The sequence below is a fragment of the Tardiphaga sp. genome (assembly GCF_028290785.1).
Lineage (GTDB): Bacteria > Pseudomonadota > Alphaproteobacteria > Rhizobiales > Xanthobacteraceae > Tardiphaga.
The window spans coordinates 1-24,455 of the sequence record NZ_JAQGJD010000310.1 but is presented as its reverse complement, the minus strand read 5'-3'; the positions used below and the strand labels follow the sequence as shown (position 1 = coordinate 24,455).

Annotated in this window: 22 protein-coding genes and 1 pseudogene; 15 read left to right on the top strand and 8 right to left on the bottom strand. The window is 64.1% G+C overall.

Annotation, left to right across the window (positions count from 1 at the left end):
- Position 1 precedes the first annotated feature (1 nt).
- The gene (locus JWR89_RS19090; RefSeq protein ID WP_299718965.1) at positions 2–274 is read right to left on the bottom strand and encodes a hypothetical protein; all 273 of its coding nucleotides are present in this window, start codon (positions 272–274) and stop codon (positions 2–4) included.
- 369 nt (positions 275–643) lie between these two features.
- Between JWR89_RS19090 and JWR89_RS19085 the strand changes: the two genes are divergently transcribed.
- The 12 genes from JWR89_RS19085 (at position 644) to JWR89_RS19030 (ending at position 14,507) form a co-directional block, all read left to right on the top strand.
- Positions 644–1,804, top strand: coding sequence for an ABC transporter substrate-binding protein (locus tag JWR89_RS19085; protein ID WP_299718970.1), 1,161 nt, complete (start codon positions 644–646; stop codon positions 1,802–1,804).
- 227 nt (positions 1,805–2,031) lie between these two features.
- Positions 2,032–2,898, top strand: coding sequence for a branched-chain amino acid ABC transporter permease (locus tag JWR89_RS19080; protein WP_299718963.1), 867 nt, complete (start codon positions 2,032–2,034; stop codon positions 2,896–2,898).
- A 7-nt stretch (positions 2,899–2,905) separates the two neighbouring features.
- Positions 2,906–3,946 carry a branched-chain amino acid ABC transporter permease gene (locus JWR89_RS19075; RefSeq protein ID WP_299718961.1) on the top strand — a complete coding sequence of 347 codons (1,041 nt, stop codon included), beginning with the start codon at positions 2,906–2,908 and terminating at the stop codon, positions 3,944–3,946.
- Positions 3,943–4,698: an ABC transporter ATP-binding protein gene (locus JWR89_RS19070; protein ID WP_299718959.1), complete on the top strand. Its 756-nt coding sequence runs from the start codon at positions 3,943–3,945 to the stop codon at positions 4,696–4,698. The genes JWR89_RS19075 and JWR89_RS19070 overlap by 4 nt, the downstream gene beginning before the upstream one ends.
- Entirely contained in the window at positions 4,691–5,404 is a 714-nt protein-coding gene (locus tag JWR89_RS19065; RefSeq protein WP_299718957.1) for an ABC transporter ATP-binding protein, read from the top strand. The genes JWR89_RS19070 and JWR89_RS19065 overlap by 8 nt, the downstream gene beginning before the upstream one ends.
- Positions 5,405–5,675: 271 nt before the next feature.
- Positions 5,676–6,794: a cobalamin-independent methionine synthase II family protein gene (locus JWR89_RS19060; RefSeq protein WP_299718955.1), complete on the top strand. Its 1,119-nt coding sequence runs from the start codon at positions 5,676–5,678 to the stop codon at positions 6,792–6,794.
- Between the two features lie 248 nt (positions 6,795–7,042).
- Positions 7,043–7,510, top strand: coding sequence for a hypothetical protein (locus JWR89_RS19055; RefSeq protein ID WP_299718954.1), 468 nt, complete (start codon positions 7,043–7,045; stop codon positions 7,508–7,510).
- A 309-nt stretch (positions 7,511–7,819) separates the two neighbouring features.
- Positions 7,820–8,686: an ABC transporter substrate-binding protein gene (locus JWR89_RS19050; RefSeq protein WP_366143001.1), complete on the top strand. Its 867-nt coding sequence runs from the start codon at positions 7,820–7,822 to the stop codon at positions 8,684–8,686.
- 15 nt (positions 8,687–8,701) lie between these two features.
- Positions 8,702–10,312 (top strand): amino acid ABC transporter permease/ATP-binding protein, encoded by a 1,611-nt coding sequence (locus tag JWR89_RS19045; RefSeq protein ID WP_299718953.1) that lies wholly within the window; start codon positions 8,702–8,704, stop codon positions 10,310–10,312.
- Between the two features lie 49 nt (positions 10,313–10,361).
- Positions 10,362–11,603 carry an acetamidase/formamidase family protein gene (locus JWR89_RS19040; protein WP_299718952.1) on the top strand — a complete coding sequence of 414 codons (1,242 nt, stop codon included), beginning with the start codon at positions 10,362–10,364 and terminating at the stop codon, positions 11,601–11,603.
- A gap of 129 nt (positions 11,604–11,732) precedes the next feature.
- The gene (locus tag JWR89_RS19035) at positions 11,733–14,099 is read left to right on the top strand and encodes an acetamidase/formamidase family protein (RefSeq protein WP_299718951.1); all 2,367 of its coding nucleotides are present in this window, start codon (positions 11,733–11,735) and stop codon (positions 14,097–14,099) included.
- Positions 14,100–14,120: 21 nt separating this feature from the next.
- Complete coding sequence (locus JWR89_RS19030; RefSeq protein ID WP_299718949.1) at positions 14,121–14,507, top strand: RidA family protein; 387 nt, start codon at positions 14,121–14,123, stop codon at positions 14,505–14,507.
- 216 nt (positions 14,508–14,723) lie between these two features.
- Here JWR89_RS19030 and rsgA read toward each other — a convergent pair whose 3' ends face one another.
- Positions 14,724–15,770, bottom strand: coding sequence for a ribosome small subunit-dependent GTPase A (gene rsgA / locus JWR89_RS19025; protein WP_299718947.1), 1,047 nt, complete (start codon positions 15,768–15,770; stop codon positions 14,724–14,726).
- Entirely contained in the window at positions 15,767–15,916 is a 150-nt protein-coding gene (locus JWR89_RS19020; RefSeq protein WP_299718945.1) for a hypothetical protein, read from the bottom strand. Before JWR89_RS19020 ends, rsgA begins: the two co-directional genes overlap by 4 nt.
- 59 nt (positions 15,917–15,975) lie before the next feature.
- Between JWR89_RS19020 and JWR89_RS19015 the strand changes: the two genes are divergently transcribed.
- Positions 15,976–16,614 (top strand): HD domain-containing protein, encoded by a 639-nt coding sequence (locus JWR89_RS19015; RefSeq protein ID WP_299718966.1) that lies wholly within the window; start codon positions 15,976–15,978, stop codon positions 16,612–16,614.
- Between the two features lie 176 nt (positions 16,615–16,790).
- Here the strand turns inward: JWR89_RS19015 and JWR89_RS19010 are convergent, their stop codons facing one another.
- The 3 genes from JWR89_RS19010 to JWR89_RS19000 form a co-directional block, all read right to left on the bottom strand.
- Complete coding sequence (locus tag JWR89_RS19010) at positions 16,791–17,852, bottom strand: class I SAM-dependent methyltransferase (protein ID WP_299718943.1); 1,062 nt, start codon at positions 17,850–17,852, stop codon at positions 16,791–16,793.
- Positions 17,853–18,055: 203 nt separating this feature from the next.
- Positions 18,056–19,399, bottom strand: coding sequence for an epoxide hydrolase family protein (locus JWR89_RS19005; RefSeq protein ID WP_299718942.1), 1,344 nt, complete (start codon positions 19,397–19,399; stop codon positions 18,056–18,058).
- A 131-nt stretch (positions 19,400–19,530) separates the two neighbouring features.
- Entirely contained in the window at positions 19,531–20,463 is a 933-nt protein-coding gene (locus JWR89_RS19000) for a LysR family transcriptional regulator (protein ID WP_299718941.1), read from the bottom strand.
- A 116-nt stretch (positions 20,464–20,579) separates the two neighbouring features.
- Between JWR89_RS19000 and JWR89_RS18995 the strand changes: the two genes are divergently transcribed.
- Positions 20,580–21,053: a hypothetical protein gene (locus tag JWR89_RS18995; RefSeq protein ID WP_299718940.1), complete on the top strand. Its 474-nt coding sequence runs from the start codon at positions 20,580–20,582 to the stop codon at positions 21,051–21,053.
- Positions 21,054–21,116: 63 nt separating this feature from the next.
- Positions 21,117–21,875 carry a sulfite exporter TauE/SafE family protein gene (locus JWR89_RS18990; RefSeq protein ID WP_299718939.1) on the top strand — a complete coding sequence of 253 codons (759 nt, stop codon included), beginning with the start codon at positions 21,117–21,119 and terminating at the stop codon, positions 21,873–21,875.
- Between the two features lie 174 nt (positions 21,876–22,049).
- Here the strand turns inward: JWR89_RS18990 and JWR89_RS18985 are convergent, their stop codons facing one another.
- A complete protein-coding gene (locus tag JWR89_RS18985; RefSeq protein ID WP_299718938.1) occupies positions 22,050–24,233 on the bottom strand; it encodes an alpha/beta hydrolase domain-containing protein in 2,184 nt (727 codons plus the stop codon).
- Between the two features lie 13 nt (positions 24,234–24,246).
- A pseudogene (locus JWR89_RS18980) lies at positions 24,247–24,455 on the bottom strand (cupin domain-containing protein); the annotation flags it as partial.

The following is a 24,455-nucleotide window of genomic DNA, read 5'->3' as shown; positions in this document are numbered from 1 at the left end:
CCTACCGCATCACTTCCGCGGACGGCGAGGTCGCCGGATCGGGGCCGGGCTTGGCGCTCGGCATCAGCTGCTTTTCTTCGTGCTGCTTGCGATATTCCTCGTAGCCCGGCGTGCCCGGTCGCGGTGGGGCGTCGGCGGGGAGGCCGCCGGCCCAGGCCGGGATCAGGTCGCCCATGCCGCCGGCCAGAAACGAGCTGATCGAGCCGCAGCCGCCGAGGCTGCAGGCCATCAGCACGAGGCCGATCAAAGCGGGGACGCGGCGGGATACGGGCATGGGCAAAGTGTCGCAATCTGTGGCGGTGAGCGGATGGCTTGAATATCGCGGTGACCGTTTACTCACCGAACCTAGTGGCTTGCGGTTCCCCGCGCAAGGGCGTCGCAACGGGCTTGAGCGCTGGGCGGTAGCAAGGTACTTAAATACCAAGCCGATCAATGGCTCTGGCATGGCCGCGACGGTTTGTCGGAGGCCGGCGAGCGTGTCTGATCCAAAGTTGCGATTGACGGCGGCGCGCGCACCTGAGACGTCAGTTACCGTCAGCGATGACGACGAAATTTCAGCCAGGGTTGCGGCAAGAACCGGAGCACGCGGTTCGGCAACCAGACCGAGCAGGGGAGAGACGGAATGTCAATTCGTACCAGGATGATGTGGCAGGCGGCGGCCGGCGTGGCGCTGCTCGGCGGCTTTGCGCTGACCGCGGCGCAGGCGCAGGAGAGCGTCAAGATCGGCCTGATCGTGCCGATGACCGGCGGCCAGGCTTCCACCGGCCAGCAGATCAACAACGCCATCAAACTGTACATGCAGAAGAACGGCGACACCGTTGCCGGCAAGAAGATCGAGATCATCCTCAAGGATGACGCGGCACTGCCCGACAACACCAAGCGCCTGGCGCAGGAACTGATCGTCAACGACAAGGTCAACGTCATCGCCGGCTTCGGCGTGACCCCGGCCGCACTGGCCGCAGCGCCGCTGGCGACCCAGGCGAAAATCCCGGAAGTCGTGATGGCCGCCGGCACCTCGATCATCACCGAGCGTTCGCCCTACATCGTGCGCACCTCGTTCACGCTGGCGCAGTCCTCCACCATCATCGGCGACTGGGCCGCCAAGAACGGCATCAAGAAGGTCGCGACGCTGACCTCCGACTACGCGCCCGGCAACGACGCGCTGAACTTCTTCAAGGAGCATTTCACCGCCGGCGGTGGCCAGATCGTCGAGGAGGTCAAGGTACCCCTCGCCAATCCCGACTTCGCGCCGTTCCTGCAGCGCATGAAGGATAGCAAGCCCGACGCGGTGTTCGTGTTCGTGCCGGCCGGCCAGGGCGGCAACTTCATGAAGCAGTATGCCGAGCGCGGCCTCGACAAGTCCGGCATCAAGGTGATCGGACCGGGCGACGTGATGGACGACGACCTGCTCAACAACATGGGCGACGCAGCCTTGGGCGCGGTCACCGCGCATCTGTATTCGGCGGCGCATCCCTCCGCGATGAACAAGGAATTCGTCGCCAGCTACAAGAAGGCGTTCGGCTCCCGCCCGGGCTTCATGGCGGTGTCGGGCTATGACGGCATCCATCTGATCTATGAGGCGATCAAGAAGAGCGGCGGCAAGGTCGACGGCGACTCGCTGATCGCAGCGATGAAGGGCATGGCCTGGGAAAGCCCGCGCGGCCCGATCTCGATCGATCCGGAAACCCGCGACATCGTGCAGAACATCTACATCCGCGAGGTCAAGAAGGTCGATGGCGAATTGTACAACATCGAGTTCGCGACCTTCGAGAACGTGAAAGATCCGGGCAAGACGAAGAAGTAAGTTAGGCGAGGACGCCAATGGCTTCCTTCCCCCCGCGTCTTCGCGGCGGGGAGGGGCGGCCGATCGAAGGCCACGCGCGAGCATGGCCAAGAGGAGGCCGGGGTGGGGGGCGCCCCACGCGCCGCTCTCTATGTTGCACCACCCCCACCCGACCGCGCTGCGCGCGGCCACCCTCCCCACCGCGAAGACGCGGGTAGGAGGGATAAAGAGAAAGTGCGCGTCGTTTCATGACCCTTCTCACCATCCTGTTCGACGGCGTCGCCTACGGCATGCTGCTGTTCGTGCTGGCCTGCGGGCTGGCGGTGACGCTGGGGCTGATGAACTTCGTCAATCTGGCGCACGGCGCCTTCGCCATGACGGGCGGCTATGTCTGCGCCGTGCTGGTCAACCGCTCCGGCCTGCCGTTCTTCGCCGCATTGCCGATTGCCTTCCTGGTCAGCGCGGCGGTCGGCGCATTGCTCGAGCGCACGCTGTACCGCCATCTCTACGCGCGCAGCCATCTCGACCAGGTGCTGTTCACCATCGGTCTCGTCTTCATGTCGGTCACCGCCACCGACTACTTCATGGGCTCGTCGCAGACCTTCATCAAGCTGCCGGATTATCTGCAGGGCCAGATCGACATCTTCGGCCTCGGCGTCGGCCGCTACCGGCTGATGATCATCGTGATCTGCGGCCTGCTCACCATCGCGCTGCAGATGATCCTGTCGAAGACCCGGTTCGGCAGCCGGCTGCGCGCCGCGGTCGATGATCCCCGCGCCGCGTCGGGCCTGGGCATCAACGTGCCGCAGGTGTTCGCGCTGACGTTTGCTTTTGGCTGTGGCCTCGCCGGCATGGGCGGCGCGCTCGGCGCCGAGATCCTCGGCCTCGATCCGTACTTCCCGCTAAAATTCATGATCTACTTTCTGATCGTGGTCACCGTCGGCGGCTCCTCCAGCATCACCGGGCCGTTCCTGGCATCGTTGCTGCTGGGGATTGGCGACGTCGCCGGCAAATACTACGTACCGAAGCTCGGCGCCTTCGTGATCTACACCATGATGATCGTGATCCTGATCTGGCGCCCGAACGGCCTGTTCGGCCGCACCAATGCACGGTGAGGGCGCCATGACCGTATCCGAGACGCTTCGCTCCCAGGTAGGCACCTTCGCCGTCGCGCGCGGTCGCTGGCACTGGCCGGAGGCCGTGTTCTGGGGGCTCGCGGTGGCCTGCGTGTTCCTGTTTCCGAACCGCTATTTGATCCTCACCGAGATCGCCTGGCTGGCGCTGTTCGCGCTGTCGCTCGACCTGATCCTCGGCTATGCCGGCATCGTCTCGCTCGGCCACGCCGCCTTCTTCGGCTTCGGCGGCTATGCCGCGGGCCTGCTGGCGCTGCATCACATCGTCGATGAGCCGGTGCTGGCGCTGATCGTCGCGGGGCTCGCCGCCATGGCGCTGGGCTTCGTCACCTCGTTCCTGGTGATGCGCGGCTCGGACCTGACCCGGCTGATGGTGACATTGGGCATTGCGCTGTTGCTGCGCGAACTCGCCAACCGCTTCTCCAACATCACCGGCGGCTCCGATGGCTTGCAGGGCATCGAGATGGCGCCGATCCTGGGCACATGGTCGTTCGACATCTTCGGCAAGGTCGGCTTCATCTATTGCCTGTGCGTGCTGTTCGTTTTGTTTCTGCTGGCGCGGCGCATCGTGCATTCGCCGTTCGGCCTGTCGCTGCGGGCGATCCGCAACAACCCGCTGCGTGCCTCCGCCATCGGCATTCCCGTCAACCGCCGGCTGATCGCGATCTACACCATCGCCGCGTTCTTTGCCGGCGTCGCGGGGGCGCTATCGACCCAGACCACGGCGTTGGCCTCGCTGGACGGCTTCGCCTTCGATCGCTCTGCCGACCTGATGCTGGTGCTGATCATCGGCGGCACCGGCTATCTCTATGGCGGGCTGATCGGCGCGGTGATCTTCAAGCTGCTGCAGGAATTGTTCTCGACGCTGACGCCGCAATACTGGCAGTTCTGGATCGGGCTGGTGCTGGTGGTGATCGTGCTGATCGGCCGCGAGCGCATGCATCGCTGGGCGCTCTATCTGCCCAACCTGGTGATGCGCCGGTTCGGTGCCAAAGCGCCGATCGTGCTGCCGGAAGGGGACGCGACATGACCTCCATCGCGCTGGAAACCGTCAACCTCGAAAAGAAATTTGGCGGCCTCAAGGTCACCAACGATCTCTCGCTGAAGATCGCGACCGGCGCACGCCACGCGCTGATCGGTCCCAACGGCGCCGGCAAGACCACGGTGATCAACCTCTTGACCGGCGTGCTCGGCCCGAACTCCGGCCGCATCCTGCTGGAAGGCCAGGACATCACCAGCCTGCCGGTACACAAGCGCGTGCTGCACGGGCTGTCGCGCACCTTCCAGATCAACCAGCTTTATGCGGATCTCACGCCGCTGGAAACCATTGGTCTCGCGGCTTCCGAACATCTCGGCCATGGCAGCGACTGGTGGCGCCGCATGGGCACCCGCACCGACGTCAATGACGAGATCGCGGAGAATCTGACGCGCTTCCATTTGCTCGACGTCATGAACGAGCCCACCGCGACATTGCCCTATGGCAAGCAGCGGCTCTTGGAGATCGCGGTGGCGCTGGCGACCAAACCGCGCGTGCTACTGCTCGACGAGCCCGCCGCCGGCGTGCCGGAAAGCGAGCGCCACGATATCCTCTCCGCGGTGGCATCATTGCCGCGCGACGTCACCGTGTTGCTGATCGAGCACGATATGGACCTGGTGTTCTCGTTCGCCGACCGCATCTCGGTGCTGGTCGCAGGATCCATGCTGGTGGAGGGCCCGCCCGACGAAGTCGCGCGCGATCCCCGCGTCAAGGCGGTCTATCTGGGCGAGGGCGCCGATGTCTGAGTTACTGCAAATCGAGGCGCTCTGCGCCGGCTACGGCCAGGCCGTGGTGATTCCGAAGATGACCTTGCAGCTCGGCGAGGGCCAGGTGCTGGCGCTTCTCGGCCGCAACGGCACCGGCAAGACCACGCTGATCAATTCCATCGTCGGCGTCACCAAACGCTTCAGCGGTACGCTGTCGCTCGGCGGCAAGGATATCACCACCATGCGCGCCGACCAGCGTGCCCGCGCCGGCATCGGCTGGGTGCCGCAGGAGCGCAACATCTTTCGCTCGCTCACGGTGGAAGAGAACATGACCGCGGTGGCGCAGCCCGGCGAGTGGACCGTGCGAAAAGTCTACGAGATGTTTCCGCGACTCGAGGAGCGCAAGGCTAACTTCGGCAACCAGCTCTCGGGCGGCGAGCAGCAGATGCTGGCGGTCGGCCGCGCGCTGGTGCTGAATCCGCAGGTGCTGCTCCTGGATGAGCCGACTGAGGGTCTCGCGCCGATCATCGTCGAAGAACTGTTGGCCGCGCTCGGCAAGATCACGCGGGCTGGCGGCATCTGCTCAATCATCGTCGAACAGAACGCGCAAAAGATCCTCGGCCTCGCCGACCGCGTCGTGATCCTGGAGCGCGGCGGCGTCGTGCACGACGCGCCGAGCGCCGCGCTGAAAGCCGATCCGTCGGTGCTGGAACGCTTTCTCGGGGTGGCCGGGGGGAAGCATTAGGATGCGGTTTGAGATGGTGTCCCGGACGCGCTGCGGCCTTGCGATGCGAAGCATCGCTTGGAAGTGCCGCCGCGCAGAGCCGGGATCCCGGTTTCTTCCGCGCAAAACCGGGACCCCGGCTCTGCGGAGCACCACGCCGCCCCTAACGATGCTCCGCATCGTCTGGGGCGGCGCAGTGCACCGCGTCCGGGGAACGGAGCGCTTTCGCTGAATCGACACGAGCCGTCATTCCGGGTACGGAACGACAAAATACCGAAACTGGAGCAACACCATGATGCGAACCAAAGCCCCGTTCCGCGCCGACGAAGTCGGTAGCCTGCTGCGCCCGCAGAAGATCAAGGACGCCCGCGCGAAACTGGAGAAGGGCGAAATCACCGCCGACGACCTGCGCAAGATCGAGGACTCCGAGATCGAGAAGGTGGTGCACAAGCAGGCCGCGATCGGCCTCAAGCTCGCCACCGACGGCGAATTCCGCCGCTCGTGGTGGCACTTCGACTTTCTCGCCAAGCTGACCGGCTGCGAATTGTATCACCCGGAAGCCGGCATTCAGTTCGCCGGCGTCGAAACCCGCCACGATTCGGTGCGCGTGATCGGCAAGCTGGACTTCCCCGATGACCATCCGATGCTGGAACACTTCAAGTTCCTGAAGCGCCAGGCCGACATCGCCGGCGTCACCGCCAAGATGACGATCCCGTCGCCGGCCGTGCTGCATTTCCGCGGCGGCCGCAAGGCGATCTCCAAGGACGTCTATCCGGACATGGACGTGTTCTTCGAGGACCTCGCGAAAACCTACCGCAAGGCCGTGAAGGCGTTTTACGACGCCGGCTGCCGCTACCTGCAGCTCGACGACACCGTGTGGGCCTATCTGTGCTCGGAAGACGAACTCGCCAAAATCCGCGCCCGCGGCGAGGAGGCCGATGGCCTGCAGCAGATCTATGCCCGCGTCATCAACTACGCGATCGCCGAGCGCCCCGCCGACATGGTGATCACCACCCATGTCTGCCGCGGCAACTTCCGCTCGACCTGGATCTCGTCGGGCGGCTACGAGCCGGTGGCCGAGACGCTGCTGGCCGGCACCAACTATGACGGCTACTTCCTGGAATACGATTCCGACCGCGCCGGCGGCTTCGAGCCACTGCGCTTCCTGCCGAAGGGCAACAAGGTCGTGGTGGTCGGCGTCATCACCTCGAAGTTCGGCGAGATCGAAAAGAAGGAAGACGTCAAGGCGCGGCTGATGGAAGCGGCGAAATTCGCGCCCTTGGAGCAGCTCGCCGTCTCCCCGCAATGCGGCTTCGCCTCGACCGAAGAAGGCAACATCCTCAGCGAGGAAGAGCAGTGGGCCAAGCTCACGCTCGCGGTCGATGTGGCGAAGGAAGTCTGGGGCAAGTAGCAACGCGAAGCTGCTCGTGGCGTAGGGTGGGTTAGCGCCACCCGGATCGGCGCGTTGCGCCGTCCGGGAGCAAGCTCCGGCGCGTAACCCACCGGCCGTCGTCCGTGGCGTGGTGGGTTACGGGCAAGAGCACCCACCCACCCTACGCGGCGCCCTTCGGTTCAAGGCGACGGCCTGAATCGCGCTGCGGCTATCGACGATCATCGACGTCCCAGCCTATGCTTCCGCCGTTGCATCGAGGTGGTTGCATGACAGCGCGCGGATCGAAATCGGCGGTCTATCTGATATTGCTCGCGATCCAGGTGCTCGGCGTGATCGTGTTCGTGTGGCAGGAGCTGCCGGCCTTCACCCATGTGCTGCTGTATCCCGGCCTGCAAGTGTCGTCCGAGACGCATTCCGAGCTGGTGGTGGCGCTGGTTCTGTTTACGATGCAGATCGCCTACTGGGTTCGGCTGCGCTACGTCCCGGTGCCGGCACTGCTCGCCAATGCATTTCTGAGCCACCTGTTCTTGTTTCTCGGACGATTGAGTTTCGTGTTCGGCAGCGCGCTGTTTTCCGTGGTTCTGTTCAGGCACGTACCGGAGATCACCGGGGAAGCCGACGTCCTGCTGATCGTCAGGCGCGGACTGATACTCGTGGCGTCGTTGTTCGCGCTGTTCTGCGCCAGCCTCGAAATCGAGCGCGTCGGCGTCGCCTTCAACAAGCCGCAGGTGTGAAGGGGGCGCTGACGACCAGCTCCTGTTGCCGCACGGCTGGCTGCCCTTCGCTGGACGGCCACCACATCGAGGCCAGAGTTGGACGAGCCAATTTAAGGCCGTCGCACATTAGTTTGGCAGTGGCTGCCTAAATCATGGCGTCGGCTGGTCCAAATTATTGTGCGCTCCGAGACAAGCTTTCCGGGAGCAGGCGACCATAGGCTTTTTCGAGGTGGAGCATGGCCGGGGCCATGACAACGTCGAAGGAGCAATCGAATGGTCAAGTTGCATTTTGCTGACGTCCGTAGGCTTTGGCCTGCCAATGGGGCGATGATCGGATGGCGCGCGGCGGCTCTGGGCGTGTTGCTGATGGCTGGCGCGGGCGCGATGGGTTCGGCCGAGGCGGCGGCGCCGGCCGCCTGCGCGGAACTGCAGGCCAAATATCCGGACTGGAAGGGCAAGACCCTTGTCAACGCCATCAATCCGCATACGCCGGGCTATGAATCGATCGACCCCAAGGATCCCGGCAAATATGTCGGCTTCGATATCGATCTGGGCGAGCAGATCGGCGAATGCCTCGGCTTCAAGCTGACTTACAAGGCGGTGACGTTTGCGGCGTTGCTGACGACGCTGGCGAGCGGCCAGGCCGACATCGTGATTTCCGATATCTACGCCACCGAAGAGCGCGCCAAGGCCGCCGACTTCATCACCTATTCCAAGGTGTTCGATGGCGTCCTCGTCGCCAAGGGCAATCCGAAGAAGATCACCGGCATCAACACCTCGCTGTGCGGCACGGCGGCGGCAGAAAACACCGGTTATGTCGAAGTTCCGCTGATCCAGGCGCTCGCTGCGGACTGCAAGAAGGAAGGCAAAGCCGAGCCGACCATCCAGCTCTATGACAACAACGCCAACTGCATCCAGGCCATCCTCGCCGGCCGCGCGGATACCTACATCAACGACGTCAACACCGTCGACAACGCCGTGAAGGCCTATCCGGACAAGCTCGAGAAGGCCGTGGCGGTGACGATCCCCTACCAGGTCGGCATCGCCGTGCCGAAGGACAAGCCCAAGTTCCGCGACGCGGTGCACGCGGCGCTGAAGGAGATCTACAAGTCCGGCGATCAGCTCGCTCTGCTGAAGAAGTGGAATCTCGACCCGGAAAACCTGATGGAGCCCGGCCTGTTGATGGTCAAGTAAACGGCACGCTGCTCCATGGAGCTGTTCCTCCACTATCTCAGCATGCCGTACATGATCCAGGGCATCCAGGTGACTCTCCAGGTCACCGCCCTGGGTCTAGCCGGCGGGCTGGTTCTCGGTGTGATCCTGGCGTGGATGCAGCTCTCCAGCTTCAGGCCGCTGGCATCCTTCGCCCGGGTCTACGCCGTGATCTTTCGCGGTACGCCGCTGATCCTGCAGATGGTGTTCGCATATAATGCGCTACCACAGATCGGCATCAAGCTTCCCGCCATTCTCGCCGCCGGCCTTGCGCTGGCCTGCAACGAAGCGCCGTTCATCGCCGAGATGCTGCGCTCCGGCGTACTCGGCGTCGAACGCGGCCAGGTGGTGGCCGGGCAGGCGCTGGGCATGACGCCCGGCGTATTGATGCGCCGGATCATCGCGCCGCAGGCGATCCGCTCGATGATCCCCGGGTTCGGCAACGAGGCGGTCAGCGCGCTGAAGAATTCGTCGCTCGCCTCGGTCATCGCGGTGCAAGAGTTGACGTTGCGTTCGACGCAACTGGCCTCCTCGACCTTCGATTTCTTCTCGATCTTCTTTGCCTCCGGTCTGATCTACCTGCTGCTGACGGCAGCGATTGCCGCCATTCAGCTGTTCCTGGAGTGGCGGTTCGATCTCGATCGGACGAAGAAGCAGGATCAGCTGTTACGGCTTTTGCCGTGGTATCGCGCGCCGGCGATCGACGACCCGTCGCTGCCGAAGGACGGCGTGGCTTTCGATATTCTCCCCGATGATGGCGTTGCCGAATTGCCGCCGCCAAGGAGCCGGCCCGAGCGGGTCGATCGCGCCAAGCGCGCCGATATGCTGGCGCGCAATAACGTCGCCGTCGAGATCGCCGGTCTGCACAAGAGCTACGACAAGGCCATGGTGCTTGACGGCATCGATCTCACGGTGCGGATCGGCGAGGTCATTGCGCTGCTCGGGCCGTCCGGTTCCGGCAAGAGCACGCTGTTGCGCTGTATCAACAACCTCGAACTGTGGAACGGCGGCGCCATCAAGGTCGGTGGCCGGCAACTGGGCTTTGGCGAGAACGGCAAGCCGTTATCGCCGCGGCTTCTGGCTCATGCGCGTGCCGAGGTCGGTGTCGGCATGGTGTTCCAGCAGTTCAACCTGTTCGGTCATCTTACCGCCAAGGAAAACATCGCCGGCCCGCTGCGCTGGGTACATGGCGCATCGCGAAGCGATGCCGATCGCCGCGCCGACGAATTGCTCGAGCGCGTTGGCCTCAGCCATCGCGCCGATGCGCTACCGCGGCATCTGTCCGGCGGCCAGCAACAACGCGTTGCTATTGCCCGCGCCATCGCGCCGAATCCGAGCGTGCTGCTGCTCGACGAGCCGACCTCGGCGCTGGATCCGGAACTGGTCAACGAGGTGCTGGAAGTGATCCGCCGCCTTGCCGTCGAGGACGGCCTGACCATGATCATCTCCACCCATCAATTGCGGTTCGCCAGCGAGGTCGCCGATCGCGTCGTGCTGCTCGCCGGCGGCTCCATCATCGAGCAAGGCCCGGCGGCCGAAGTGCTGACCAATCCCAAGAGCCCGGTCGCGCAACGCTTCCTCAATGCGATGGAGGCCGAGAAGGCATGATTGTCAGGTCGCGTATTCAACCCGTCACTATTCCGTCGAGGACCTCAGCATGAAGCATCATCTTCTCCCGGTGTCGCCGAAGACCGTTCACTGGGGCTACTTCAGCAAGAAGGTGGCGCCGTCGCTGACGCTGAAGTCCGGCGATCGTGCGACCATCGAGACGCTGACTCATCACGCCAATGACGACTATGACCGCATGATCGCGGACGATCCCGGTGCCGAAAGCGTTTTCAGGTGGACGCGCGAGCACAAGGCGGTGGTTCGCCGCGGTTCCGGGCCGACCGAAGGCCCGTTCATTCGCGGTTCGGGTGAAGGCGTCGGCGTCCATCTGCTGACCGGGCCTGTGGCGATCGAAGGCGCGGAGCCCGGCGACGTGCTGGAGGTTCGCATTCTCGATGTCCGGCCGCGGCCGGCCTGCAAGGCGTGCCATGCCGGCAAATGCTTCGGCTCCAATGTCGCCGCCAATTGGGGTTTTCATTATCATGACCTGATCGAGGAGCCGAAGCCGCGCGAGGTCATCACGATCTTCGAACTCGATACCTCGGGCGAACCCTTCGCCAAGGCGGTCTACAATTATGTCTGGACGCCGCAGACCGATCCCGATGGCATCCTGCATCCGACGATCGATTATCCCGGCGTTCGCGTCGATCACGCGACGATCAGGAAGCGCGAGAACATTCTGCCCAACGTCAGGGTGCCGGCGCGGCTGCATTTCGGCACCATGGGCCTGGCGCCCTCGGAAGAGGATTTCGTGTCGTCGATTCCCCCGAGCTACACCGGTGGCAATATCGACGACTGGCGGGTCGGCAAGGGCGCCAAGATGTTCTATCCGGTGGCGGTGCCCGGCGCGTTCTTCTCGGTCGGTGATCCGCACGCTGCGCAGGGCGACAGCGAACTCGGCGGCACGGCAATCGAGACCTCGCTGACCGGCGACTTCGAATTCATCCTGCACAAGCAGGCCGACCTCGGCGGCACCGTGCTGGAAGGGCTGACCCATCCGATGCTGGAGACTGACAGCGCCTGGTCGGTCTATGGCTTCACCTATCCGAACTATCTGGCCGAGCTCGGCGCCAACGCCCAGCTCGAGATCGCCAACCATTCCAGCCTCGATCGTGCGATGCGCGATGCATTCCGCAAACTGCGCCGCTTCCTAATGACGGTGCACAGGATGAGCGAAGATGAGGCGATCTCGCTGATGTCGGTGGGCGCGGATTTCGGAGTGACGCAGGTGGTCGACGCCAATTGGGGCGTCCACGGCACGATTCGAAAGAACGTCTTCCGGTGCGACTAAGCGCATGAAAGCGCAACGATTTCGGGTGTTGGCGGCAGTGACATGACGGACGGGCCGGTCGTGAGGCAGGGCGCCGTTCCGTTCGGAATGGCACGGAGGTTGCTTCGCTTCGGCTATGATGGTCGATGCATGAGCCTGCGCCCGTTCACCAGCGAATCCTATTCCGAAGACGACCGCCCGGAAGCATGGCGCGACGTCCTGGGTTCGGTCGGCCTGCAGCCGACCGTCGCCACCGCGACCCATTGCGGTCATGCGACGGCCGTGCGCCGCAGCTTCGAAGGCGTGGTGCTGGCCAGGTTATCGGCGGGCGCCCAGGCTGTGTCGCCGCTGTCCGATCTCGCTTCGGACCACCCGGTCGTGCTGTTGCCGATCGAGGACGGCGTGGTGCTGAAGACCGCGGCCGGCCATCAGATCATCGCTGCAGGGCACCTCTTGCTGTTGCCGCGCAAGGGTAGCTGGAGCGTCGCGTTCCAGCGCGACATGCGCGCGGTGGTGCTGTCGGTAACGCCGGACTCGCTCCATGGCCGCCGTGCCAGCGCGCCTGGCCTGAGTGACGTCCAGGTCGTCGCGCCGGGCGGTTTCAGTGACGTGGTCGCCGGCATGATGGATCAGGCGGCGCGCCATCTCGAAACACTGCCCGACGTCGAATGGGCTGCGCTTGCGCAGAGTCTCCATGATCTGCTGCCGACCTTGACGCGACACGTCGTCGAGCCGGCGGCCGATCTGGGCGGCGGCACGGCGACCAAGGCGGCGACGTTGCACCGGCTATGCCAGACAATCGAACGCCGGCTTGACGATCCCGACCTGACGCCGGCCAAGGTGGCGGTGGCGGAGGGCATCTCCGAACGCTATCTGCAGAAACTGTTCGAAGGCACCGGCAGCAGCTTCACACATTATCTGCGCGAGCGCCGGCTGCAGCGCACCTCGGCTGACCTTTCCAATCCGGCTGAAGCGCATCATTCGATCTCCGAAATCGCATTCCGTGCTGGCTTCAACGACTCCGCGCATTTCAGCCGGGCATTTCGTCACCGCTTCGGGCTGTCGCCGCGCGAGTTCCGCCAGCACGAGGCGGAGCGTCTCGCGGCGTCGGCTACGGCTGCCGGGCAGCGCGGCTGGCCGCAGGCGGCGCTCGCCCAACTGCGCAGCCAGTCGACGGCTTCCACAGCCCGGAAGACCGCGGTCCCGGACCCGGCGGATGAGATCGGCCACGACCTCGCCGCTGTGCCAGGCCAGAAAAACCACCATCACCTGTCGGCCAACGCCGCCCATGTGCATTGGGGCTATTTCAGTCGCTCGCTGAAGCCGCAGATCGAGATCAACTCCGGCGACACCATCACCATCGAGACGCTCACCCAGCATGCCTCCGACGATCCGGAACGCATGATCGAGGGCGATGCCGGCGCGGAAAGCGTGTTCCACTGGACGCGCGACGTCAAAAACGTCGATCGGCGCGGGGCCGGGCCGATGGATGCGTCGATCTTTGGCCGCGGCGCCGGCGAAGGCTTCGGTGTCCATATCTGCACCGGGCCGGTGGCGGTGAAAGATGCCCAGCTGGGCGACGTGCTGGAAATCCGCATCCTCGATATTGTGCCGCGCGCCAGCAGCAATCCTGACTTCGAAGGCCGGATCTTCGGAAGCAGTGTCGCGGCGTGGTGGGGCTATCACTACAAGGAGTTTCTCGCCGAGCAGAACGCGCGCGAGGCCGTCACGATCTACGAAATCTTCGATCACGACGACGAACCGCACGCGCGCGCGGTCTATTCCTATCGCTGGGAGCCGCAGACCGATCCGTTCGGGACGGTTCACGCGACCTACGACTATCCCGGCGTTCCGGTGAGGCCGGCGACCGTGCGGCGCCGGCATGGCGTGCTGGAAGGCATCCGGATTCCGCTGCGTCCGCATCTTGGCGTCATCGCGGTGGCGCCGCGCGAGGCGGATTTTGTCGACTCCGTACCGCCGGCGTATTTCGGCGGCAACCTCGACAACTGGCGGCTCGGCAAGGGATCGACGATCTATCTGCCCGTGTCGGTGCCCGGCGCATTGCTCTCGGTAGGAGATCCGCACGCCGCGCAAGGCGATGGCGAATTGGGCGGCACTGCGATCGAATGTTCGATGACGGCGATCTTTCAGGTCATCCTGCACAAGAAAGGAAATCTGTGTGGCCAGGCATTCGCCGATCTGACCTATCCGCTGATCGAAACCGAGACGGACTGGGTGCTGATGGGGTTCAGCCATCCCAACTATCTCGCCGAGTTCGGCGCCAAAGGACAGAGCGAGGTCTATGCGACCTCGTCGCTCGATCTTGCGATGAAAGATGCGTTCCGCAAGATGCGTCGCTTCCTCATGAACGTCAAAGGCCTTACCGAGGACGAGGCGATTGCCTTGATGTCGGTCGCCGTGGATTTCGGCGTCACGCAGGTCGTCGATGGAAATTGGGGCGTCCATGCCATTCTGAGCAAGCGCGTGTTCGAGCAGCCGCCGTTGCCCCAAGCCTGATCCCAGTCCCGGAGACCTTCCTTGCGATTTCACATGATCAACGGCGGCCCGAAGCCGGTCGCGCCATTCAGCCATGCTGTCGAGACCGACGGCTTCGTCTTCGTCACCGGGCAGATGCCGGACACGCCGCAGGCGCCCGGCGTGCTGCCGGACGGCATCGCGGCGCAGACGCGGGCCGTCATGGAGAACCTGCGCGTCGTGCTGGCAGGCCTCGACCTCGATCTCGCGCACGTTGTCATGACGCGCATTTATCTCACGCGCTTCAAGGAGGATTATGCCGAGATGAACGACGTCTATCGCGGCTACTTTCCGCCGGGGCGGCTGCCGGCGCGCACCTGCGTCGGTGTCACGGGGCTCGCTTACGATGCTCTCATCGAAATTGACCTGGTCTGCCGGCGCCCGACGTAGCCTGCGCTACGCCTCACTTGTTTTCGCGGCTACATGGTTCGCTCTATGAACGACAGACTTGATCTCGCCGATCGATAGCGACCGCGTCCGGGACAACAACGTTTCAATCCTGCCGGATCAGATGATGGACACGTCACGCCTGTCAGGGGCTGGACGTTGGACGAGGCATGCAGGTCTGATGTCGCGCCGCTGAACGATCCGTGACGGCCGCGGGACTCAATCCGCTTCTGTCGGCGGTCTGCGGCGTGGCGCGGGTCTGCCGCCGCCTGGCTTCACAGGTTTGGGCGTATTGTTGCGGTTATCCGCCACCATCGTGCGCCAGCGCGCCAGACGCTCCGGTTCGAGCCGGCCGTCGGACACCGCGGCGCGCACTGCGCAGCCCGGTTCGTGGGCGTGGGTGCAATCGCGAAACTTGCAGAGCGGGGCGAGCTCGGTGATCTCAGCGAACAGTTCGTCGATCCCGGCGGCGGCGTCGCTGACATGGAGCGTGCGCATGCCCGGCGTATCGATCACCCAGCCGCCGCCGGCCATCGCATGAAGCGAACGCGAGGTGGTGGTGTGACGCCCCTGGGCATCGTGCTCGCGTATGCTGCCGGTCTCTTGAAGCTGGTCCGGCGCCGCCCCCGCCAGCGCGTTGACCATGGTCGATTTGCCGACCCCCGAAGAGCCGACCATCGCCACCGTCTGGCCTTCGCCGCACCAGGGCTGCAGGTCGCGGGTGGCATCACCGGTTTTGGGATTGGAGACCACCACCGCCAGCCCGCGCTGCAGCGCGGCGGCCTGTGCGTGATAGGATCCGGCGTCCTCGGTGAGGTCGGCCTTGGTCAGCACGATCACCGGCGTGATGCCGGCTTCATTGGCCAGCGCCAGATAGCGTTCCAGCCGGGCGACGTCGAACTCCGCATTGCAGGAGGTGACGATGAACAGCGTGTCGATATTGGCGCCGGCCAGTTGCGGCGTCGGGTTGCCCTCGGTGCGCCGCTGCAGCACGGTCTTGCGTGCGAGGCGGCGTTGCAGCAGCAAGCTCTGCGGGTCGGCCAGCCCCCAGTCGCCGACGGCAAAATCGCCGGTGTTGGTGCGGGCCGCAAGCACCAGCCGGACCGGCCCGATCGGGGAGATGGCGGTGATGCGCGACCGATGCACCGCGGCGATGCGGACGGGCAGGGCGCTGGCCTCCTCCGGCAGAATCTGGTCGGCGAAGAAATCGGACCAGCCCAGTGCTACAAGGGACGGTCCCGGCGGACCTTCCGATTGACGTGTCACGATGCCATCCGGCAAAAATCTGACGGGCTCATATCCACCTCAAGGCCGCGCGTATCGATCATAGCGTCTATTGGCATTTGCAGAGAGATGGTGTCGATGAAATTCTCCACGTCGCGCGGCAAATCCAGGCTGGAAGGTGTTTTCAATACGTCTGCTGTTGGCCGCCGCCACGACAACATTGGCCACATCAGGAGCTGATATCGCCATGACCAGCGTTTCCGTAATCACGATCCCCGACAGCCAACTGGCGCGTGACGTCACGCAATTCATCCGCGATACGGAAGACGACCTGCTGTTTTTCCACTCCAGCCGCGTGTTCTTCTGGGGCGCCCTCACGGGGACACGGAAGAACCTGCAGTATGACAGCGAACTGCTTTACGTCGCGGCGATGTTCCACGACATCGGCCTGACGGCGCGCTACCACGACAGTCAGCGTCGCTTCGAAGTGGACGGCGCCGACGCCGCCCGCGCCTTTCTGCGGGCCTACGCGATTGCCGAAGCCGACATCGAAAAAGTATGGACCGCGATCGCGCTGCATACGACGCCCGGCATTCCGGAGCACATGCATCCGGAAATAGCCCTGGTACAGGTAGGGGCGGGAATGGACGTCGCCGGTCGCGGATACGAAGGCTTCAGCGACGATCAGCGGCAGACCGTCGTCAAAGCCTATCCACGCGGCCCCGATTTCAAGAACGGGATGATCGACGCCTTCTACGAAGGCATGAAGCGGCGGCCGAACACTACGTTCGGCACATTCAACGACGACTTTCTGGCGTTCAAGGATCCGACCTTCCAGCGGGCAGACCTCTGCAGCATCATCCTTCATTCACCGTGGGATCATTGAAGAGGAAATGAGCCGCAGCGAGCCGTAGGGTGGGTTAGGCGCCCTTGCGTCGTAACCCACCACGGCGCCCACAGCGGCGGACCGCGGTGGGTTACGCACCGCCCGGACGGCGCAACGCGCCAATCCGGGTGGCGCTAACCCACCCTACGAGCTTATGCGCTCCGTCGCTCCCTTGCTCAGCAACGCACTTCGAAGATCATGTTGAACGGCGTCTCGGTCGCGCGGCGGAAGCGCTTGAAGCCCGCTTCGGTTGCGACCTGACGCAGTCTGCCTTCACCCGCCTGGGCACCGAGCCCCAAGCCGACCTCCTGAGAGAGCGATGCCGGCGTACAGATGAATGTCGAGGCGTGATAGAAAATCGATCCGACCGGGTTGAGATTGTCCTTGAGATCGTCATGGGCAAACGGCTCGACGATCATCCACGAACCGTCCTCGGCCAGCGTTTCCTTGACATGCTTGCCCGCGCCCACGGGGTCGCCCATGTCATGCAGGCAATCGAAGAACGCCACCAGGTCATAGTCTTTCGCCGGAAAATCCTTGGCACTGGCCTGTGCGAAGGTGATACGGTCGGCCACGCCCGCTTCCTGCGCCAGTACCTTCGCGCGATCGATCGAAGGCTTGTGGTAGTCGAACCCGAAAAACTGCGATTTGGGGTAGGCCTGCGCCATCACGATGGTCGAGGCGCCGTGGCCGCATCCGACATCGGCGACCCTGGCGCCGGCTTTCAGTTTCGCTTCCAAGCCTTCCAGCGTCGGAATCCAGTTCGAAACCAGATTGGCGTTATAACCCGGCCTGAAGAATCGTTCGGTACCCGAGAACAGACACTTCGAATGGTCGTGCCAGCCAACGCCTTTTCCGGTTCGAAACGCTTCGGCGACCTTGGGTTCGTCGAGATAGGTGGACTGCACGACCTCGAAGGCACCGGCAAAGAAAGCCGGCGAGCCTTCTTCGGCGAAGGCCATGGCTTGTTCGGGCGACAGTGAGAACGCATTCTTTTCCGGGTGGTAGTCGATGTATCCAGACGCAGCTTGCCCGGACAGCCATTCGCGAACATAGCGCTCATGCAGGCCGGTCTTCTTGGCAAGCGCGGACGGCGTGACCACCGCGCCATCCGCCATTGCCTTGTAGAGCCCGAGGCGATCGCCGAGCAGTATGCTGGCACCGCCAAGCGAGATGCCGAGGTCGCCGACCAACTTGCCTACGAGCGCATTCAGTTTTTCAAGGTTTGGTTCCCGCATTGCAGCATCCTCCATTTTCTGAAGAACAGCCCCTCGTTTAGTTAGTGACCTGCGACCGGCGGATTACAAGTGGGACGCGGTTCACGTTTCGATACGTCGACGTGCGTTGTCAGATGTATTTTCCCTTTGATGTCCAACTTGGGGAGCGGACTCGCGCCCTTTGCAGTTTCAGTGCGCGCCTGAACTTATCGTGTCCGGACTTTTCAATTCGATTGACGCAGGGACGCGAACGCCGCGCGGAGCTCGGCGCTGAACAGTTGCGGCTGCTCCCACGCGGCGAAGTGACCGCCCTTGTCGGCCTTGTGGAAATAGATCAGCTTGTGATAGCCGCGCTCCGCCCAGCTCTGCGGCGCTTGAAAACTCTCGCCGGGGAAGACCGTGATGGCTGCGGGAATCGACACATTGGCCGGAAGGTAAAGGTTGATCTTGTTCTCCCAATAGAGCCTTGCCGACGAGATCGCCGTGTTCGTCAGCCAGTACAGCGTGATGTTGTCGAGCACGTCGTCCCGCGTGAGGTCGCCTGCGGCGTGTCCATTGATGGTGCGCCCAAGCACGGCCGAGGTGATTGCCGCCGCCGGCTGCGCGTAACCGTCGCCGTGATCGAGCAGCCATGCGGCGAGGCCGGCAGGTGAATCCGCGAGTCCGGACAGTGTTTGCGGGCGCGTCCCCATGATCTGCGCGTAGGCGCGTCGCCTGGCAAACTGACGCTGGAGCTGTTCGAAGGCCTGCTGTTCGTCGGCTGCCAGTCCAGATGGCGCCGGATCGCCGGACTGCAGCGCCTTCACGATTTCGGGCGGGACGACGCCGGGCAGATTGACGTGGATGCCGAGCAATTCCGGAGGTGCCAGTTTGGCCATCTCGTTTGTGATCGGCGAACCCCAATCCCCGCCTTGCGCCGCAAACTTCGCGTATTCGAGGCGCTTCATCAGCACGATCCAGGCGCGTGCGATGCGGGCGGGATCCCAGCCGCTCGTGGTCGGCTTGCCCGAGAATCCGTAGCCGGGGATGGACGGGATCACGAGATGGAAAGCGTCCGACGCGCTGCCGCCATGTGCCGCGGGATCTGTCAGCGGATCGATGATCTTGAGCTGCTCGATGACCGAGCCCGGCCATCCGTGCGTGACGATGAGGGGCAAGGCCTTGTCATGTTTCGAGCGAACGTGAATGAAGTGAATGTCCAGGCCGTCGATCTCGGTGACGAATTGCGGCAGGGCGTTAAGCCGGGTCTCCACTTTGCGCCAGTCGTAATCGGTCTGCCAGTAGCGCACGAGCTCCTGGAGGGTAGCGAGGGGCACGCCCTGCGAGTCATCGTCGACCGTCTCCTTCTCGGGCCACCGGGTCGCCGCCAGGCGCCGGCGGAGATCGGCGAGCGCCTCTTCGGACACGTTGATGCGGAACGGGCGGATCGCATCATTGGTGGCAGCCGCCGCCGAATGCGGGCGAAACAGGCTGGCCGCGCCCGCCGCTGCCAATCCCTTTGCGGCGCTGGCCAGGAGCTTGCGCCTGTCGTCGTCGATGAGTTCGTAAGCTGAGCACTGTGAAGGCATGGCGATCCTCCCGCTGAGATGATCTGTGATCAATGACTTCCGCGTCTTGTTCGAAGCCTTGGCGCCCGTTTGCGCCGCATCTATTCGACGCTGCAGATGTGATCAGTCTGCGCGCCCCGTCACATACCCGCTCACAGGTCGGCTGCCAGTTGGGTCACCATCTCCCGTAACCAGATGTGAGCCGGATCGTGATCATAGGACGCATGCCACAGCAATGAAATCGTGACCTCATTCAACTCTACCGGAAGCGGGCTGAGGCTGAGCCCGAGTTCGGCGGCGAACAGACGGGCCAGTCGCGCCTGCATGGTGACGATGACGGGTGCGCGCGCCACCAAAGACGGGACCGTGAGGAAGCGCGGCGTGGTCAGGGCGACGGAGCGACTCAACCCGAGCTTTTCCAGTGCATCGTCCACAATGCCGCGCACGTTCCGCCCGGGCCTCAGGCTGGTCAAGACATGAGGAAGCCGAACATAGTCGTCGAGCGAGATAGGGGGGACGATGCCTGTCTTCTCGGCATTGAACATGCACAGCCAGGTTTCGGTGAACAGCTTGCGCCGCTTGTGGTGAAATTGTCCCTGTTGAAACGTGTCATAGCCGATGGCCAGATCCACCTCGTCGGCGTCGAGTTCATCGAACAGCCGGGACGCGTCGAAATTGTAAAGCCGGAGGTGGATGCCGGGCGCGACCTCGCGCATGCGCGCCAGCAGGGCAGGCATGATCAGGACTTCCATGCTGTCCGGCAAACCGAACCTGAACGTTCGCACCGCCGTTGCCGGATCGAAGGCCTGGTCGCGCGACACCAGCGCCTCGACCTGCGCCAGCATGGTTCGCACCGGCTCGCGCAGCGTCACCGCGCGCGGAGTCAGGCGCATGCCGTCGGAGCCGCGCGTCAGAAGTTCGTCACCGAACAGCTCCCGCAGCCGCGCCAGGTTGTGACTCATCGCAGACTGACCAATGCCCACGCGTGCCGCCGCGCGCATGACACTCCGCTCCGCGAGCAGCGCATCGAGATGAACGAGGAGGTTCAGGTCGATACGACCTAGATTGACGGTATCGATGCCCATTATCGATCCTATCCATTTGATCGATGATCATAGCCTGACCATGTCGTAGGGCAAGGAAGTTAGTCGAGTAGCGGGTCAGTCCGACGATCTCTATCAAGCGAATGAGGGAGCCACAGATGTCCACGATCCATCTCCATCGAACAACCACCCTGACGCCCGAGCAGTACATCGGCGGTCTCACAGACTTCGGGCCTGGTCGCTCCAAACTCCTTGGCAATTCCGCCGAGGAGTATCTCAAGGTGCATGATCTCGGCCCCTCGCAGGCCGACGTTACGGAAGGCTCGGGGGGCATCTGGGAACGCCTGCACTACAACTGGTCTGACCCCAACCACGTCGTTCTGGCGACGTCCGATTCCAATGTGTGGGGAGGCGCGTCGGGCCACACTTACACCTTCACGCGTCGGCCCGATGGCGAGACCGACATTGACGTCGTCGTCGTGCGCGACGGCAAGAACCTCAAGGGCTGGATACTTGGCTTTGTACTCGGCACGATCGGCAGAGGCGTCCTGGAAAGAGCCTTCGAAAACTCCGTCAAGGCGATCGAAATCCGGAACGGCGCATCGAAATACCGCGGCCGGATCGCGGCATAACCGCCAGGCATGCCCCTGCGCAGAGGCGCGGCGGGCGTGCGGGCGGGGGTCATGGAGGAACACATGGAGTTAACGGTCACCACGGTCCTGATAGCTTTCGCCGGCGTGTTCCTGATCTGCTTCATGAAGGGCGCGTTCGGCGGCGGGTTCTCCATCGTCGGCATTCCGCTGCTGTCGCTGGTGATGGATCCGGTGACGGCCGGCGGACTTCTGGCGCCCTTGTTCATCGCGATGGACCTGTTCGCGCTTCGCTACTGGAAGCCCTCCACATGGTCGAAACCGGACCTTGTGCTGCTGTTGCCGGGGCTCGTGATCGGCATCGGGCTCGGCTATCTGCTGTTCCGTGTGATGGACCATCGCGCCGTCGCGATCATGATGGCGATCGTTACTCTGATCTTTGTCGGGCTCTGGCTTGCGGCAGGCTCGGAGGTGAAGGTCCGACCGCGTTCGCCGCCGAAGGCGGTCGCTTGCGGGTTCGCCTCGGGAGTCACCACCATGGTCGCGCATTCCGGCGGACCGCCGCTGGCGATGTATCTGCTGCCGCTCGGCCTTAGCAAGGAAGTCTATGCCGGAACGACGAGCATGTTCTTTACGATCGGCAACGCGACCAAGGCGGTGCCGTGGCTGCTGCTCGTGCGACCGGCAGGCAACGTCTGGATCGTGATGGCTGCTTGCCTGCTCGCCATTCCCGCCGGCGTATGGCTCGGTTGGCGTCTTCACGGCAGGCTGGACCAGCGCCAGGTCTATCGGGCCTGCTACGGGTTGCTGATGGTGACGGCGTTGAAATTATTGTGGGACGGCGTTTCGGGCTATCTCGCGTAAATTTGAGGTTCGTATTTTGGGTGAGCGGCGGCGCCGCAGATTCCGACATCGCGCCGTCCACGGCTGATTTCACGACCCGACAGCCCCGTTTGCTGTCCGTATTGGACGAAGAACCGATCATGGTGCCGCATCCTCTATCGCGGCGCGGCGACTATCCCCGCTCGCCCGCGCCCGCTAGGGGGCAAGCCGGGCAAGCGTGCCGGCTTCCGCGGCGGCAATCGCTTCTGCGGCATCCTCGGGAAGCAGCAGGCGTTCATTGACCAGCCGTGACGTCGCCGTCTTGACCGCCGTCACATAGGCATCCGACGTCGGATAGAGTTCTTCGATCGATGGGCGCGGATCCTGCGCCGCGACACGTTCTGCGCGCGTTTCCGCGAATGGCAGCGTGCCGCCCATCTGGGTACATAGCGTTTGCCCGCCGTCAGCCCCGGCGATCGGATTCCATCCCGTATAGGTCGCACGCGCAGCAGCCAGCAACGGCAGGCGGATGCCGGCCAGCGCATTGCCGTCCACGCCGGCGCGCGGCAGATAGAGGGGGTATTCCCCGCGCACCTTCGGCAACGGGGTGGCCTGCTCGATCGCCTCCGCCCGGGCATATTGGGCGCGGTAGCCGAGGCCCGGGATCGGCACCGGATAGACATCGCCAGCTGCTGCCAGCGTATTCTGCGCCAGTGTCGGGTAGCGGCTTTCCGGCGGCGAGACCCCTTCCGTGATCCAGCCGCGCAACGCCGTGAGCAAGGCGCGGAACGCCGGGCCGCCATACACCGGATTGAGCGGCAGCGTGCAGGTCGGCTTGCGGCTGACGACGGCGCTCGCGACATTGCCGTGCGGGCTGCCTGCGATCATGTAGAGCCGCACCTCGGGCGGCGGCGGCAGATCGCGCCCGCGCGTGTCGGTGACGACCAGGCTCGCCTCGGATCCCCAGAACTCGAACTCCGAGTCGATCTGCATGACGCGCGGACAGGTGTTGGTGAGGCTGCAGCGGAGCAACAGCCCGTCACGGCGGCCGGTGACGGCATCTTCGGTGACGGCATAGGTGAACGGGAAGCGCAGTACGGGATAGAGCCGGTCGAATTCCGGCCCCGGATTGCGGCCGGGCTCGGCGAAGCGGTCGTTGGTGAAGCTGCGCCGTGCGCCGGGGATGATCGGCATCATCGCCTCGAACACCAGCCGCCCGGCTTCGTCCTCGTTCATCCCGTAATAGAGCACGTCGCGAAGCGCGCGACCGGACTGCGAAATGCCGATCCCGATCGCCCGCGAGATGCCACTCTGGCCATCGGCCGCGAGCGGATTGGCCGCGCCGCCCTCGCGTCGCAGGAAGGCGGTGACGTCGCGGATCGCGGCAAGGCCCATGCCGGTCATCCTGGGGTCGCGGGCGGTGTAGGTCAGCTCGTACAGCGCATCCGGGATCAAGCCGGACGGGCGCGTGATCTCGATCGTGGTGTCGTCGATGAAGCTGAATTTGAGCTCGGGTGGGCTCTGGCGCGGATCGTCGGCGCGGGCATGCACCGACAATTGCGCGGTGGCCCGATCCGCGACGGGGTAGCTCAACGTCGCCCGACGCGGATTGGTAGTGTCGCCAAAACTCCACTCCTCGCGCACCGGCCCCGTGATCCCGGCGACGACCGGCACGCGGATGCCCAGCGTGCTCGCGGCCGCGGGCGCATCCGCCTGCCAGCCTGCCCAGACCAGCGTGTAGCCCTGCGACAACAGGAAGCCTTGGCCGGGGTCATCCGTCTGATCGAGACGGACGCTTCCCTGGATCGAGCTGTTGTCGAACCAGGCCGAGATCAGCCTGCGCCCGCGGTTCGGGACTTCGAACAGCAGGATGCCGTTCGGACGGGCAGGACGGAGGATAACGACGTCGCTGGTGGCCTCCACCTTGCCGTCGGCGTTGCGCGGCGCACGGTCGAGATCGGTGATGACGGCGTTGCGGGGATTGGCCGGATCAAGCGCGATGGTCGCGCTGGCGGTGATCTTCTCGACCTGACCGGCGGCGCCGAAGCTGCGGCCTTGCAGCGCGGACGCCGTGCGTTCGAGGACGTTGAACCGCGTCACCTCGGCATGGGCGGAGACGGTGAAGGCGAGGGCGAGCAGCCCGCCCAACAGAGCCGGGTGACGTACCATGTCGTGTCTCCTCCCAGAGTGAGGACGCAAGTAGAGCGTGGCGAGCGCAATCTGGCAAGCCGCGCGAGCGTCGCGGTCAGAGAGATCTGCCGCCGCGAATGACTGTGGCTGGATGATTGCGCCAACGTCGGCCCCGAGCAGAACGCCATGGCAACGGTGACTTCGTCGGCGCGGATGGAGCGGCCGATCGAGAGCACGGTTGGTTGGTTCGAACATGCCTTTCAGCGCCAAGGATCACCCGTCGCTAGCCGGCATTGACCGCGGAGAGTTGCTCGGTGTCGTAGCGGCTTCGCAAGGCTGCGATGGCGCCGGCGTCCGGTCGACTGCCGCGGGCAGCCAGTTTCACCAACTCCTCGAAGTAATGTTCGTGGCCGGGAGGCGACACGGTCATGATCATCCGCGCCGGCTCATCGCTAGCGTTGGCGATGTCGTGTGGTACACCGGGCGGGATGA